This is a genomic window from Acinetobacter sp. FDAARGOS_724, from assembly GCF_013364475.1.
GTDB classification, from domain to species: domain Bacteria; phylum Pseudomonadota; class Gammaproteobacteria; order Pseudomonadales; family Moraxellaceae; genus Acinetobacter; species Acinetobacter variabilis.
In genome coordinates this window covers 1,508,977-1,524,462 of the sequence record NZ_CP054908.1, presented here as the reverse complement: position 1 = coordinate 1,524,462, position 15,486 = coordinate 1,508,977, and the positions used below count along the sequence as shown (strand labels likewise).

Genomic DNA, 15,486 nt, shown 5'->3' with positions numbered 1-15,486 from the left:
TTAAATATATTATTTTGTTATTGTGTTATAGCGTTTAGATCTTTAATTCCAAAAAACAGTATAATTTCTCTAATACTTCTAGGTTTATATAGAGGTTTATACTTAAGGATACAATATGACTTCTTTTTATAATGGAGGCACCAGCCAAGAGATTTTTAATCTGATTGGTCAAGCTGCTGCCTTAGAGGATATCATAGATGCGATTACCGCATGGTTAGGAGATAAAATTCCGGATGCGTTGGTATCTGTCATGTTGTATTCGGAACAGGAACAAACGCTTAATTTAATAAAAGAACCAGCCTATTTTTCCAGAGAATATATAGCCGCTTTAAAGGATCTAAAAATCGGTCCGAATGTAGGCGCTTGTGGTGCAGCTGCATATCATCGTCGTTTAGTGGTCTGTGAGGATTTACTCAATGATCCAAACTGGGTCGCATATAAAGATCTGGTTAAACAAAATGGTTTAAGAGCCTGCTGGTCCGTACCAATTGCCCATGGGAGTGGCAAACTTTTTGGCTCTTTTGGTACGTATTATCGTTCGATCAAGTCTCCTACTCCCAATGAAATTGACCTGCTGCAATATGCAGCTTCGCTGATCGCCTTAACCTTTGAGCTGTATGAAGAACGCAAAAAACGAAATCAACTCAAAGATAAATATCAGTCATTTTTCTCTTTTCATCCCGATGCAATTTTTGAGCACAATCTGGATGGCAATATTGTAGATGCCAATCTGGCCACCAAGTTTTTTAACGAAGTTGGTGTTAAATCGCATATCGGAACTAAAATTGACCATTTTATTGAACCTGAACATCGCCCTCTTGCCTTAGAAGCCTTTGAGCAGGCCAAGCATGGTTTGACTGGACACCTTGAAGTTCAGGCACATAACTCGGCAGGACAGAAATACTGGCTCGATTTAACTTTTTTGCCAATTAAAGTGAATGAGGAAATTGTCGGTATCTTTAGCGTGGCACGCGACATTACTGAACGCTATCAAAACAATGAAATGCTGCGCTTAATGAAACGTAGTGTCGATGCAAATCCGCATGGCATTATTTTAACTTCGGCAGAAAATGACCAGCCTATTGAATATGTTAATCCGGCCTTTGAGCAGATTACCGGTTATAGCCTGGAAGAACTCAAAGGGAAAAATTGCCGCATCTTGCAGGGACCCGATACTTCAGCGGAAAGCGTCCAGCAAATCAGCGAAGCCATTCAGAATAAATCTGAAATCAAGATTGTCCTGAAAAATTATCGTAAGGATGGACACTGGTTCTGGAACAAGCTGAATCTCGGCCCGGTCTTTGATGAAAATCATAAATGCACTCATTTTATTGCCATTCAACAGGATGTGAGTCAGCATGTTGCCCAGCAAGAACTAATCGCTTATCAGGAATCACATGACCATTTAACCGGCTTTATTAACAATAAGCTGTTTGAAGAAGTGATACAGGAAAAACTGCATTTAGCTCAGACAGGTTCTACAAATCTGGTGCTTTTATATCTGGATCTGGATGATTTTGAACCTTTGAATCAAAGTCTCGGTCATGATATTGGCGATAAAATTTTAAAACTGGTGGGCAATCGTCTGAGTCAAAATCTGCAGCCTGAAGATGTGATTTCCAGATTTTCAGGAGATGAGTTTGCAATTTTATTAACTCAAATGATTGATCTCAAGCAAGTCGCTGTACGTGCCGAAGAAATCATCGCCGGATTATCTCAACCTTTCCATGTGGATGGCTATGATATTCACCTGAGTGCCAGTATTGGTGTGGCTGATGCTGATCCAGACATTAAATGTGTTAAGCAGTTTATCAATGCTGCTAAAGATGCCATGCGTGACGCCAATGCCGAAGGGGGTAATACCTGGCACTGGTATAATTTCACGAAAGAGCCTTTACCGAAGGTAGATTATGTACAGCTTCGTCATGAACTGATGGTCGCTCTGCATGAACAGCAGTTTAAACTGTTTTATCAGCCGATTTTGGACAGTGAAACGGGTAAGGTCAAATGTCTGGAAGCTTTGATTCGCTGGCAACATCCAGAAAAAGGCTTTATTTCTCCTGCCGATTTTATTCCTTTTGCAGAAAGAACCGGGCAAATTGTCTCGATTGGCGAATGGGTACTTAGACAGGCTTGCGAGGAAGTTAAAGCCTGGAATATGCAGCATGAGACTCAAATTTCGGTTGCCATCAATCTATCTCCTTTACAGTTTAAAAGAAGCGGGTTCCTGAGCGATCTACAGCAATTATTAGCAGAAATTGAATTCCCTCATGAGTTACTAAAACTGGAAGTAACTGAAAGTATGTTGATTGCTAGCGGTGATAAGTCGATTGAGATCTTAAAAAATGTCCGGGCTTTGGGTATTAAAGTGTCGGTAGATGACTTTGGCACTGGTTATTCGAGTTTAAGTTATTTACGTAGCTTACCGATTGATGAGATCAAATTGGATCGCAGCTTTGTCCAGCATTTACCCGGCAATCCACGAGATGAGGCAATTATTGAAGCTATGATTACCCTAGCGCATAAGCTGGATCTGGAAGTTGTTGCGGAAGGAATTGAAAATCCTGCACAGGCTGAGTGCTTAAAGTCGCATCATTGTGATTATCTGCAAGGTTTTTACTATGCAAAACCTGCCCGTCTCAATCAGCTGGAGTTAATCAGTTCCTGATTAATATGCCCTGTTTGAACTGTACAGTTTTAGCTTCTAAGTAAGCTAACTCTTCTAAATGATGGGTCACATAAATCATGGGTAGATTTAACTCATCTTTCATCCGTTTTAGAAAAGGTAAAATCTGTTGTTTTAACTGCTGATCCAGGCCTGTTAAAGGTTCATCCAGCAATAAAAGATTCGGTGAAGACAGTAATGCTCGGCCGATAGAAACGCGCTGCGCTTCTCCACCTGAGAGCTGATGTGCTCTACGATATATTAAAGGTTTTAATTCTAATAATTCTACGATGTCTTCAAACTGGAATTTTCGATTTTCTCTAGATACCAGTTTTTCTGCATAGCATAGGTTCTGCTGCACGTTCATATGTGGAAACAGCAAAGCATTCTGGAAAACTAATGCAATCTTGCGCTGATGCATTGGAATATTAATTTTCTTTTCTGTATTGATTAAGTCCTGCTGATTAAACTGAATATAGAGATGGATCCGTAAATTTGAACAACTCCTATAAGTGATATTCTGCTCCTCAAATGATGTTATAAACATCAATATATGGAGTATTTTATGGCACGTAGACCAAGAAGAAATCATTCAAATGATTTTAAAGCTAAGGTAGCACTTGCTGCGATTAAAGCAGAAAAAACACTTGCTGAATTGAGTGCTGAATTTGATGTTCATCAAAACCAAATTATTGACTGGAAAAATCAATTGATCTCAGCTTCCTCGCAAGCTTTCGATCAATCAAAAGCTCCATCAGAACCCCCCATTGATCTTAAAAAGTTACATGCAAAAATCGGTGAGCAGGCATTAGAAATTGATTTTTTAGAAGGTGTGTTGAAGAAACTGGGCCGCTTCAACCACAAAAGTTAATCGACGACTCACTTCAGATTTCAGTATCTAAGCAAGCTAAGCTGCTGAAAGTCTCCCGTGGTTGTTATTATTATCGCCCAAAACCTGTTAGCTCATCAGATCTGAAGCTGATGCGATGTATTGATGAATTACATATGCAATATCCTTTTGCAGGCAGTCGTATGATGCGTGATTTGTTGAATCGTCAAGGGCATCATATAGGACGACGTCATACACGTACTTTAATGAAGAAAATGGGTATTCAGGCGTTATATTGCAAACCAAATTTAAGCCAGGCTAATCAAGCTCACCGTAAATATCCATATCTGCTCAAAGGGTTGGCTATTCAGCGCAGTAATCAAGTGTGGTCTACGGATATAACGTATATCCCTATGGCAAAAGGCTTTGTTTATTTATGTGCTGTGATTGATTGGCATAGCCGCAAGGTACTTGCGCATAGGGTATCGATTAGTATGGAGGTGGATTTTTGTATTTCGGTTTTAAATGAAGCGATTGAAAAATATGGATCACCTGAAATATTGAATACAGACCAAGGCAGTCAGTTCACCAGTGATGCATTTATTGATGTATTGAAATCAAATGGCATTCAAATCAGTATGGATGGTAAAGGTCGATGGGTAGATAATGTGATGGTTGAACGATTATGGCGGAGCGTTAAATATGAAGAGGTGTATCTCAAAGCTTATAGCAGTGTCACAGATGCGAAAAAGCAATTAAGTGCATATTTTGAGTTTTATAATTTGAAACGACCTCATTCGAGTCTAGACAAAATGACACCAAATGAGTTTTACTATGATCAGCTACCCCAACAAAACAAGGTGGCTTAACTAGAGCGGAATATCACTTATAAATACGCTTTTAGTTGTTCAAACAAGTGGGACCACCTCTTATATCCTTGGTCAGGTTTTAATAGTCCGACAATATTTTTGAGTAAAGTACTTTTTCCACTTCCAGATGTACCGACAATCCCTAATAGTTGCTGCGACATTTCCAGTTTAATATTCAACCCGAAATCGGCTTGTTGATATTGAAAATCACATTTCAACATTTCAGCCTCCCAATTTCCGTTGATAGTTTTGCAAAATAAAATAATTGGCAATTAAGGCAGTAAATGCCAAGAAAATAGACAATGTCACCAGACGCATCGCCATTTCTTCACCATTTGGTTGTTGCAATAAGGAATAAATTGCGATGGGAATAGTGCGGGTTTCATCCGGAATATTTCCCACAAAAGTAATGGTGGCGCCAAACTCACCCAGACTGCGGCTAAAACACAAGATGCTGCCAATCAGCATACCGGGAATCGCCAGAGGTAAATTGATACTCCAAAATACTTTCCACGGTGCTGCGCCCAATGAACCTGCGATGTGTTCAAGTTGCTGATTCATGAGCTGAAAAGACAGACGAATCGGTTGCACCATCAATGGGAATGCCACAATCATCGAGGCCAATACTGCCCCTTTCCAGTTAAATGCCAGTTGCAGTCCGAGTGTATTGAAATATTGGCCAATCATGCCTTGATTGCCAAACAGCACCAGAAGCAGATAACCCAAGACCACGGGTGGCAGCACCATAGGTAATTGCAAACATGCTTCGACCACAAACTTAAGCCGAAATTCATATCTGGCCAAAACCCAAGCCAATGCTACTGCAAAAGGTAAGCAGAATAAGGTTGCAAAGCTGGCCACTTTGGCAGACAGATATAGCGCACTTAGTTCTTCTAGACTTAACATCTTGCAGTTATTTCTCCAGTCATTGTCTAGGGATTCAGCCTAAATCCATATTTTTGAAAGATGACTTTGGCCTGTGTACTTTTTTGTATAAATTGTTCAAATTGAATGGCATCCGCATTTTTTTCGCCCTGTTTGGTCAACGCAATCGGATAAATAATCGGATGATGCGAATCTGCCGGGAAGGTACCAATAATTTTCACTTTTTGGCTGATTAAGGCATCAGTTTTATAGACAATGCCCACATCACACTCACCACGTTCAACAAAAGCCAAGGCTGAACGAACATCATCAGTGCCCACAATCCGCCCCTTTAACTGATCTAGCCAGTTCAGTTTGGTCAGACTTTGCTTGGCATATTTCCCGGCAGGCACTGACTCCATCTGTCCAGTACACAATCGTCCTTGAAAGGCTTTGGCGAAATTAAAACTGGATTGGGGTTTAAAAGGAATATTCAAATTTTTCGGGCTAATCACCACCAGCTGATTAAACAATAATGGCTTGGCTTTATTGGCCTGAACGATTTGCTTTTTGACCAGATAATTCATCCAGTCCAGATCTGCAGAGAAAAACAGGTCACTGCTGGCCCCTGCTTCGACCTGTTTCGCCAAGGCTGATGAAGCACCAAATACCGCTACAACATCTGTTTTAGGATGTTGCTTTTCATAAATTTTTTCAATATCGCTGATGGCATTGGTCAGACTGGCTGCGGCATAAATTTTGACAGTATCTGCATGTGCAGCTGAAAATATAGAGGCTAGGCAGACCGAGAAAAATAGGGATTTTTTCATGATTATTCTGTTCCTTAATGAATAAATAAACCGTGCACAATCTGTCCTTCAGATAAAACTGCTCCCGCAGGAATGCGGACCAGACAATTGGCCTGCATGAGATTGCTCAGCATATGCGATTGCTGTTTGGACAGACTTTTAACTCGTAAAACCGACTGCTCAAAACTGGCGGACATTCTTAAAAAGCGCTCTCTGGCATCCATTTTTAGATCATGGGTGAGTACAGCATTAAACCAGTTCGGCTGAGATTTGTGTCCTTGTAAGGCATTTAATAAAGTTGCGGTGTATATCTGCATGCCCACATACACTGCTGCGGGATTTCCCGGTAAACCCAGCAGATAACAATGTGAACTATCATCGCGCTGTAACTGAGCAAAGAACATCGGCTTGCCCGGCTTCTGTTTTACTTTCCAGAATATCTGTTCGAAACCTAAATTTAGTGCTACAGGCCGAATGAAATCATAATCTCCGACAGATACCCCACCCGTGGTTAAAATCAGGTCATGGCTTGCTGATAATTCTTGAATGAGATTCCGTACTGCCGCCTCAGTATCTGCAACATGAAAAATTTCAACCTGCTGCCCGACTTGCTGAAACCAAGCTTCAATCAAGGGACCGTTGGCATCAAAGATTTTACCCGCTACAAAGTCTTCTATACTTTCAGCAACTTCATCACCTGTAATAACTACAGCCACTTTAGGATATTGAAGAACCTCAACAGTATTGATCCCCGCCATGCTTAAAGAGGCAATTGCACCGACTGACAGTTGCTGACCTTTGTTGGTTAATAATTGCCCGACTGAAATTTCCTCGCCCACATCGCGAATATCGGCATGAACTTTAAGCTGTTCCGTAATTTTGATTCTGGATAAATCGATCGCTTGAACGATTTCCTGACGTGCGACCGTAGTAGTCCCGAGGGGAATTTTAGCGCCAGTAAAAATCCTGACTGCCTGACCATCCTGAAGTTGCAGCTCATCCTGTTGCCCTGCCCGAATTTCACCGATAAGCTGAAACCCACTTTCTGGTTCAATTGCAGATTGGGTACACAACGCATAACCATCTACGGCACTTTGCGAAAATAACGGTAGATTAATCCCAGAATAAATATCTTCTGCCAGATAACGATTTAAGGCCTGATTCAACTTCAATCGTTCAGTTGCTAACACTTGAATATGCTGCAAAATTAATTCTAAAGCCTGATCGACTGTAATCAGACCATGTTCTGCTCCGCATCCAGACATTATTGATAACCGCCTTGATGTGGAATATTTTTTTGCACATCAAATAAATGTACCAACGCTGGTAGTACCGCAATTAAAGATTCTTTGGCTCCTTGTCGGCTGCCCGGTAAAGTCATTACCAAACTGTTATCAATATAGCCAGCAACGCCACGACTTAAAGCCGCATACGGCGTTCGTTTCTGGCCGAAACTGCGTGAAGCTTCCATGAGTCCAGGAATTTCCCGTTTCAGTAAGGGCTGTAAAGTTTCAACCGTTAGATCTTTAGGACCTAAGCCTGTTCCACCCACAGTCAGGATCAATGGGTAGTCATTTTTCTGTTGATGAACCAATGCCAATAACTGTTCAGGGTCGTCTGGAATTACCTGATAGGCAATATTTTCAAAATTGGCTTCTTGTAATATTTCTAGGACATTTTGCCCTGCTGTATCCGGTTTTTTACCGGCAGCGACTGTATCTGAAAGCACAATGATGGATGCTGGCAAGGCTTCTTTTAAGACACGGGTAAAATGCGATTTACCGCCTTTTTTCTTTTGTAATTTACATTGATCCAGACATAGATCTTCCGGTTCACAATGTGGTTTGAGCATATCGTAAAGGGTCAATCCAGCCAGACTAACGGCAGTCAAGGCTTCCATTTCCACACCAGTTGGACCAATAGTCTCTACTGTGGCAATAATTTCGACATGCGCATCACACAGCTCATACTCCACATCTGCACGATAAATTGGTAAAGGATGACACAGCGGAATCAGTTCATCAGTACGTTTAGCCCCTAAAATCCCGGCAATGCGAGCTGTCTTTAGTGCATCACCCTTTTCCGTATTGCCATTCCGTAATAATTCAATGCAATGTGGCGGTGCATGCAGAATCCCTGTAGCTACTGCAGTCCGATAACTTTCTGCTTTCATCCCGACATTTTTCATTGCATGTTCCTATAGTTCATTTCTTCTTAAAACGTGTGTCTATTCTGACTTATATCGGCCATTGATAGATGAATGGTGTATTCTCTTTGGCATGATGACAATGTTGATGCGTCTCATCTGAATGAAGATGCGTATGAGCAGTTTCTACATCTTTACGGATACAACATCCCTCAACATATTGACTGCTGCCATCCATATAAAACTCTTCTTTCCAGACTGGCACTTCATGTTTAACCCGCTCCACTGCTTCCTCACAAGCGGCAAAAGCCTCACGTCGATGTGCAGCATAAGCAATCGCGATAATGGCTTTTTCACCAATATCTAATGCCCCAATTCGATGAATCACCCGCACATAGGACACGCCGTATTTGGCCTGGATTTCCTGTTCAATCTGGCGAATCATTTTTTCTGCAACAGGTGCATAGGCCGTATATTTCAGTGCATTGACCGCTTTACCTTCATGGTGATTGCGTACCGTTCCGATAAATACGCCGACTCCACCACATTCAGGAAAAGACTGGATCGGATCAAAACTTTCTAGATTTAAAGCAGTTTCTTGTATCCTAGAAAATTGCTTGAATTCGCTCATTTCAGCCTCCTGCTACAGGTGACAACAGCACCAAAGTACTGTCAGCATTAAGAGGTGTCTGACGTGAAATGATGTCTTCACCGATGGCACAGGCACAGCGTTCAATCATGCCAAATGCATCTGGATAATCTTGTCCTACCTGATTCAAAACTTCAGATACGGTACTTTGAGATTTACAAATAATTTCGAGATCTTGCGGTAACTGTCGTTCTACCGCACCGAAGGCTTCAATTCTGATTCTGATCTGTGACATCTTAGCCTCCTATCATGTGCATACTAATTTTGCGGCTGTTTTGATTCATACTTTGATTTTTTAAGTGCTGCTCTATGGCGTGAAAGCCCTGTTCTTTGTTCCAGATATATCGGGATAAAGCGCCATACAAATTCAACTCACTTAGAGCGGTAGATGAATTTAGTGATTTGATTTCATTTTTAAGATTCAAGCCTTGAGGTGCAAACAGGCAATTGTAAAATTCACCTTGTGCAGTCAATCGCAAGCGGTCGCAGCTGCCACAAAATGAGTTAGTAATAGTTGAGATAATTCCAATCGGATGGCCATCAATCAAATACTGGCGTGCGGGTTCCGAAGCTGATTGGGAAGCATTATTAGTTTTTTGAGTGAGCCTAAATTCGGTCGCCAAAGTTTCTAAAATGTATTGTTCACTGACTACATGCTCAGTAGACCAATTGTGATCACCATCAAGTGGCATAAATTCGATAAAGCGCAGGACAATATTTTGCTGAACTGACCAGCGCGCTAATGGCAGGATCTGATTATCATTGATACCCTGCATCAATACGGTATTGATCTTAATCGGTAATCCAGCGGCTTGTGCTGCCTGAATTCCTTCCAGCACAGGTGCCAAATCTTTTTGAGTTAGCTGCTTAAACTGATCAGCATCCAGACTGTCCAGGCTGATATTCAGGTCATCCAGTCCTGCCTGCTTTAAGGCTTGTGCATATTGTTTTAAGTAATGCGCATTGGTGGTCATGGAAATACGTTGTAATCCCAGCTTTTTCAACGCTTGCAGTTGTTCAACAAAATGAACCACTCCCTGACGCATTAAAGGCTCACCACCAGTAATGCGGATATACTGGATACCATGACGCACCATAAAATCGCAAAACTGATACAGCTCTTCAAAACTGAGCAGATCGTGTTTTTTCATCCATTCTGGATGTTCAGGCATACAATAAACACATTTGAAATTGCAGCGATCGGTCACTGAAATCCTTAGCTTGCGCTTGCCACGACCGAATTGATCGACAAACAAGACATCATTTTTAAGCTGTGTCATCATATTCATGTTGAACATCCATCTTCAGGCATTGGGTGGGTTGTTGCACATATACAGTGCGCGAAACTTAAATCGCCCAATCTTGTAATAATTAGATTTGCAATAAGTGTTCCAACTTTGTGCCAAAAGCAAAATATTCAGTTTTTAGTGCAGAAATTTGAGCTGTTGATACTGTTGCAGTTCATCCAGCGAGTTAATACTGTGAAAAAATAGCGCACGATTTTTAAAACGTGCCACTTGTGCGTGCAAATCAGCAAAACAGTGTTTAAGGCTGCGCTGTTCCTGTTCAAGATATAAATTCAAGGTTGCCAGACTGCTGCGTTTGACCAGACAAAATGGATAAAGTGGCTTACCGTTAATTTCCACATAAGCCACTTCAGCCAGATTGTTTTTGGCTAGAGCCTGATGCAACTTGAGCAATACTCTGGAAGGAATATAAGTTAGGTCACAAGGAACAAACAGCACATAATCCGACTGTACATGCGACCAGGCACTTTTCATGCCCATTAACGGCCCCTGGAATCCTGGCTCATCATCTTGATAATAATGAACACTAGGAATAAGTTTCTGGTAAATGGAATAGTCGCGATGGCTGTTAATCCAGACCTGTGCAACATTCAATTTCAGCTGTTGGTGAATCTTGATCAGCTGAATCTGGTCATCGAATTTCTGCAATAGTTTATTGATGCCATTCATGCGTCTTGCCTGTCCACCCGCAAGAATCACCAGATCAGTACGTGGATAGGCTATTTTATTATTTTCTCTCTCGGCTCCTTTTTTCATTCTACCGTCTCCAATTGACATGTTTTAATCAGGCCACGGATTTCAGGTAAACACGAACCACAATTCCCTCCGGCTTTTAAACATGCGGTCACCTGTTTTTCATCCGTAATATTTTTAGTTTTAATGGTTTCAATGATGCGGTTTTTACCGACTTTAAAACAGCTACACACCAGTGGACCTTCATTATTTGCCATCGACATCGGCTGTCCAGCAAGTAAGGCTTTACGGTGCATAGCACTTAAACGTTCACGTTTAAACAGACTTGCCACCCAGTCGCGGTTCGGCAATAAGGCCTTCGGTGCAATATATAGACTGGCAATCACATGACCATCCTGAAGTATCACGCTATGACTGATGTGGGCGGTCTGATCTTCAAGATTCAGCCATTCAAAACTTTCATCCTGAAATGGCAATAATTCTTTTAAATGCTCAGTGGTGTAGCTAAATTTCTTCCGGTCTGCCAGTTCATAACGTATTGCCTTGCTGGTAGTGATTTTAGTCCACCACACGGTGGCTTCAATCGACGGCTGTACGATTTTTTCAAAGCCTTGACGCACATAAAATACGCCTTGCCACTGGCTATAAAATGGATGGATGATAACCGGAGTATGCTTGAATTCTGGCTCACCCGAAATAGCATCCACTACCGGATTCACCACCTTGCCAATCCGGGCATCGGATGCGACCTGATCATTCCAGTGAATCGGGGCAAAGACCTGTCCACGGCGGATATTGTCACTAATAGTCGCACGCAAGACACAATTGCCCCACTGCGATTTCACCTCAACCAATTCACCATCCTGAATCCCGTACTTTAGTGCATCATTCGGGTGAATTTCACAGTAAGGTTCGGCACGGTGCGTACTCAAATTCGCCGATAAACCGGTACGGCTCATGGTATGCCATTGGTCACGAATCCGGCCAGTATTCAAAATTAAAGGATATTCACTAGAGGTTTGATGAACCGGATTGACCGCTGAAATTGCAATGAATTTGGCTTTGCCATCTGCATGGCTATACTGGCCTTCGCTATAGAGTCGAGCTACTGAATCTTCTGCCTGATCTTTTCTCCATACTGGCCACTGTACCGGTTTCAGTTCATCATATTCAGCTAGGCTTAAATCGGTTAGGCCTTTTAAATTAAAATAGCGGAAATATGGCGTTTCAGATCGCTGGCTTAAATCAGAGTTTTGCTCGGCAGATAATTGGGCATGCTCCAGAAAAATGTCATGGCTATTATTAAAATCAAAACCTGTGAAACCCATCTTCTGAGCCACTTGACTGATCGCCCACCAGTCAGCTTTGGCTTGCATCGGTGCATCTAAAAAAGCACGCTGTCTGGAAATACGACGTTCTGAATTGGTCACGGTGCCATCTTTTTCCCCCCAACCTAAAGCAGGTAACAAGACATCAGCATATTGTGTGGTATCCGTATCCTGACAGATATCAGACACTACCACGAATTCACATTTGTCCAGGGCGCGTTTGACCTGATCTGCATCTGGCAAGCTGACCACCGGATTGGTGGCCATAATCCAGATCGCCTTGATCTTGCCGCTTTCAACGGCCTGGAATAAATCGACTGCTTTCAGTCCTGCTTGTTTAGGAATATACGGGCTTTGCCAGAAATTTTGTACCAGCTGCTGATGTCCCGGATTTTCTAAATCCAGATGTGCAGCCAGCATATTGGCTAGACCACCGACTTCACGCCCGCCCATCGCATTTGGCTGACCGGTCATGGAAAATGGCGCTGCACCGAGTTTGCCGATTTTACCGGTGAGCAAATGACAGTTAATAATACTGTTGGCTTTATCGACGCCACGTGATGACTGGTTTACGCCCATGGAGAACAACGTTATTACTTTGTCTGTCTGGGCAAATTTTTCAAAGAATTGAGTGAGTTTAACTGCTGAAATACCGGTACGTTCAGCCACATCCTCAATCGAAGCTTCAGTAGAACTGCTCGTTAAAGCCTGTTCCAGCCCCTGGGTATGAGCAGCAACAAATGCTTGATCAACGTAACCATGCTGATGCAAGTACTGTAATAAGCCATTAAACAGCGCCACATCCTGACCCGGGAGAATTGGCAAATGCAAATCTGCTGCTTCACAGGTGCTGGTAAAGCGCGGATCAAACACGACTACAAACAGGTCACGTTGTTCCTTGGCTTTCATAATGCGCTGATACAGCACTGGATGGCACCAAGCGGTATTGGAACCGACCAGTACCACCATATCGGTATGTTCAAAATCTTCGTAGCTGGCTGGAACCAGATCTTCACCAAAAGCTCGTTTATGTGCAGCAACAGCTGAAGACATACACAGGCGTGAATTGGTATCAATATTCGCCGTACCGAGATAGCCTTTGACGAATTTGTTCACCACGTAATAATCTTCGGTCAGCAACTGACCTGAGACATAAAACGCAATACTGTCTCGGCCATATTGATCGATGCATTGCTGGAATTTATTGGCAATGGACGAAACTGCAGTATCCCAACTGGTAACTTCACGCAGATCTTTCCGACCCAGCATTGGCTGCAGTAAACGGGTTTCCAGTCCCAAAGTATCTGCCAGATTACTACCTTTGATGCATAACTTGCCGAAATTGGAAGGATGATTGGCATCACCTTCAACAGTCACTTTAGGGCCTGATGTGGTCGGCGTTACATGTGCAGTCACACCACAACCTACGCCACAATATGGGCAAGTGGTCTGTGTGGTTTTAGTTTTTAATTCTGTGGAGCTATGCAGTTCCACTACTGGGATACTATTCATTGCTGCTGTGCTCCTTAATCATCTAAATTCACTTATCTCGCCAAATCTAAAATGTCTAGCTTTTACAGATTTGATTTAAATTTTTTCTTGGTCTCAAAAGCTTTAATCCTCCCCAACCCTCCTTTGTTAAAGGAGGGAGGTTCCCCTCTTTTTAAAGAGGGGTTAGGGAAGATTTATGTGATGGATTACCCTGCTTTCTTTAATGCAAAATCCCGACCAAACAGCAGTTTATTTCGAATCGAAGTGATCGGTGTCTGATCTGCAATCAGTTCGGCATACCAGGTACCGTCTTCAGTATCACCAAACAGCACTGCACCAATGACTTTATCTTTTTGAATAATAATGCGTTTATAGATCTGACGTTTCTCGTCATTCAGCACGATATCTTCAAAATCCTCTTTTGGTTCGAAGTCACCTGCCGAGAACACGTCACAACCACTCACTTTCAGCTGAGTCAGAACGGTTGGCGCTTTAAACGTCAGGCTTCCATGCTCGGCCAGATGTGATGCACAAATGAACGCCTGGCCCCAAAGTGGTTCAACCAGACCAAAGGTTTGACCACGGTGCTCGATACATTCACCCACCGCATAAATACTTGGGTCAAAAGTCTGCATAGTGTCATTCACCAGCACACCGCGGTTACAACGCAGACCGGCACTTTGCGCCAATGCGATATTTGGACGAATACCCACAGCAAACACCACCAGATCGGCAGCCAGCACGGTGCCATCTTTGAGTTTCACTTGGGTCACATGACCGTCTTCACCAATCAGACATTCGGTATTCGCTTCAGTCAGAATATTGATACCTTTCTGCTCAATCGCTGTTTTCAGCATCTGGCTGGCTTTGCTGTCCAGCTGACGATCCATAATGCGATCCATCAGATGCAATACTGTGACATTCATGCCTTGCTGTTTCAGGCCATAAGCAGCTTCTAGGCCCAGTAAGCCACCGCCGATGACGACCGCATTTTTCTTGGTTTTGCAGTAGTCCAGCATATTGTTGACATCATAAATGTCGCGGAAGCTGAGTACGCCTTTTAAGTCGCTACCTGGAATTGGCGGAACGAATGGCTTGGAACCCGTCGCCAGAATCAAACGGTCATAACTGATCACTTCGCCTTTTTCGGTATAAATCTGCTTACGCGGACGATCAATACGAACCGCCGGATCACCTGCAATCAGACGAAAACCTTTGTCGGCATACCATGCATGCGGATGCAGCATGATGTCATCAATGGTTTTCTCGCCAGAAAGCACTGGCGACAGCATGATGCGGTTGTAGTTGCCCCAAGGCTCTTCACCAATCACGGTAATTTCATAACGGTCTGGTGCCATATCCAGCAGGTCTTCCAGACAACGCATGCCTGCCAGACCATTACCGACCAGTATTAGTTTCATTTTTTCCGGTGAAATACCGTTGTTGGTGATATAGGTTTTTTGTGGCACTGGGCTAATGAACACTTTGCCATTTTCAATTTTGCTCGGGAAAACCAGTAATTTTTGATCTTTATCTTCTAAACAACGGCCAGTCGCCAGACTGAAATGCTGCTTGTAAATTGGTGAAGCGACAACACGCTCGCCTTGCAGATCACCAATGATGCCGCGCGACATCACAAATGCTTTGCTAAATGGATCCTGATTGCTTAAAGCGTAAATACGCTTTTCATTACCCACACGAAACAAAGCAATTTGCTGATCTTCTACCAATGCCGCTACGCCAGTATTTGGTGTAATGTCATCCAGTGCACACACTTCAACCCAATTCAGTTCATTCATATCTTTAAACATTGTCATATTCTTGCTCCTTTATTCT

12 protein-coding genes and 2 pseudogenes are annotated in these 15,486 nt (G+C 42.7%); 2 read left to right on the top strand and 12 right to left on the bottom strand.

What is annotated here, in order from left to right:
* Positions 1-115: 115 nt before the first annotated feature.
* Positions 116-2,668 (top strand): EAL domain-containing protein, encoded by a 2,553-nt coding sequence (locus FOC32_RS08510; RefSeq protein ID WP_175966945.1) that lies wholly within the window; start codon positions 116-118, stop codon positions 2,666-2,668.
* Here FOC32_RS08510 and FOC32_RS08505 read toward each other — a convergent pair.
* Positions 2,658-3,143: pseudogene (locus FOC32_RS08505) on the bottom strand (ATP-binding cassette domain-containing protein); the annotation flags it as partial. The gene FOC32_RS08510 and the pseudogene FOC32_RS08505 sit on opposite strands and share 11 nt — an antisense overlap.
* Before the next feature lie 75 nt (positions 3,144-3,218).
* Here FOC32_RS08505 and FOC32_RS08500 point away from each other — a divergent pair.
* A protein-coding gene (locus FOC32_RS08500) for an IS3-like element ISAba14 family transposase (RefSeq protein ID WP_100834114.1) occupies positions 3,219-4,363 on the top strand; the annotation gives its coding sequence in 2 pieces (ribosomal slippage) (positions 3,219-3,483 and positions 3,483-4,363; 1,146 coding nt in all).
* A gap of 62 nt (positions 4,364-4,425) precedes the next feature.
* Here FOC32_RS08500 and FOC32_RS08495 read toward each other — a convergent pair.
* The 11 genes and pseudogenes from FOC32_RS08495 to nirD form a co-directional block, all read right to left on the bottom strand.
* A pseudogene (locus tag FOC32_RS08495) lies at positions 4,426-4,584 on the bottom strand (ATP-binding cassette domain-containing protein); the annotation flags it as partial.
* A gap of 1 nt (position 4,585) precedes the next feature.
* Positions 4,586-5,269, bottom strand: a complete 684-nt coding sequence (gene modB, locus FOC32_RS08490; RefSeq protein WP_175966941.1) for a molybdate ABC transporter permease subunit — start codon at positions 5,267-5,269, stop codon at positions 4,586-4,588.
* Between the two features lie 26 nt (positions 5,270-5,295).
* On the bottom strand, positions 5,296-6,057 hold the full coding sequence (gene modA / locus FOC32_RS08485; protein ID WP_175966939.1) for a molybdate ABC transporter substrate-binding protein: 762 nt from the start codon (positions 6,055-6,057) through the stop codon (positions 5,296-5,298).
* 14 nt (positions 6,058-6,071) lie between these two features.
* The gene (locus tag FOC32_RS08480; RefSeq protein WP_175966937.1) at positions 6,072-7,301 is read right to left on the bottom strand and encodes a molybdopterin molybdotransferase MoeA; all 1,230 of its coding nucleotides are present in this window, start codon (positions 7,299-7,301) and stop codon (positions 6,072-6,074) included.
* Positions 7,301-8,224 carry a bifunctional molybdenum cofactor biosynthesis protein MoaC/MoaB gene (gene moaCB, locus FOC32_RS08475; protein WP_175966935.1) on the bottom strand — a complete coding sequence of 308 codons (924 nt, stop codon included), beginning with the start codon at positions 8,222-8,224 and terminating at the stop codon, positions 7,301-7,303. The genes FOC32_RS08480 and moaCB overlap by 1 nt, the downstream gene beginning before the upstream one ends.
* Before the next feature lie 49 nt (positions 8,225-8,273).
* Positions 8,274-8,813: a molybdenum cofactor biosynthesis protein MoaE gene (locus FOC32_RS08470; RefSeq protein ID WP_175966932.1), complete on the bottom strand. Its 540-nt coding sequence runs from the start codon at positions 8,811-8,813 to the stop codon at positions 8,274-8,276.
* Between the two features lies 1 nt (position 8,814).
* Positions 8,815-9,066, bottom strand: coding sequence for a MoaD/ThiS family protein (locus FOC32_RS08465; protein WP_005234437.1), 252 nt, complete (start codon positions 9,064-9,066; stop codon positions 8,815-8,817).
* A gap of 1 nt (position 9,067) precedes the next feature.
* Complete coding sequence (moaA, locus tag FOC32_RS08460; RefSeq protein ID WP_175966931.1) at positions 9,068-10,120, bottom strand: GTP 3',8-cyclase MoaA; 1,053 nt, start codon at positions 10,118-10,120, stop codon at positions 9,068-9,070.
* A 135-nt stretch (positions 10,121-10,255) separates the two neighbouring features.
* Positions 10,256-10,894, bottom strand: coding sequence for a molybdenum cofactor guanylyltransferase (gene mobA, locus FOC32_RS08455; protein ID WP_175966929.1), 639 nt, complete (start codon positions 10,892-10,894; stop codon positions 10,256-10,258).
* Positions 10,891-13,671 carry a nitrate reductase gene (locus FOC32_RS08450; protein ID WP_175966927.1) on the bottom strand — a complete coding sequence of 927 codons (2,781 nt, stop codon included), beginning with the start codon at positions 13,669-13,671 and terminating at the stop codon, positions 10,891-10,893. The genes mobA and FOC32_RS08450 overlap by 4 nt, the downstream gene beginning before the upstream one ends.
* A gap of 185 nt (positions 13,672-13,856) precedes the next feature.
* Positions 13,857-15,467, bottom strand: coding sequence for a nitrite reductase small subunit NirD (gene nirD, locus FOC32_RS08445; protein ID WP_175966925.1), 1,611 nt, complete (start codon positions 15,465-15,467; stop codon positions 13,857-13,859).
* Between the last annotated feature and the right edge of the window lie 19 nt (positions 15,468-15,486).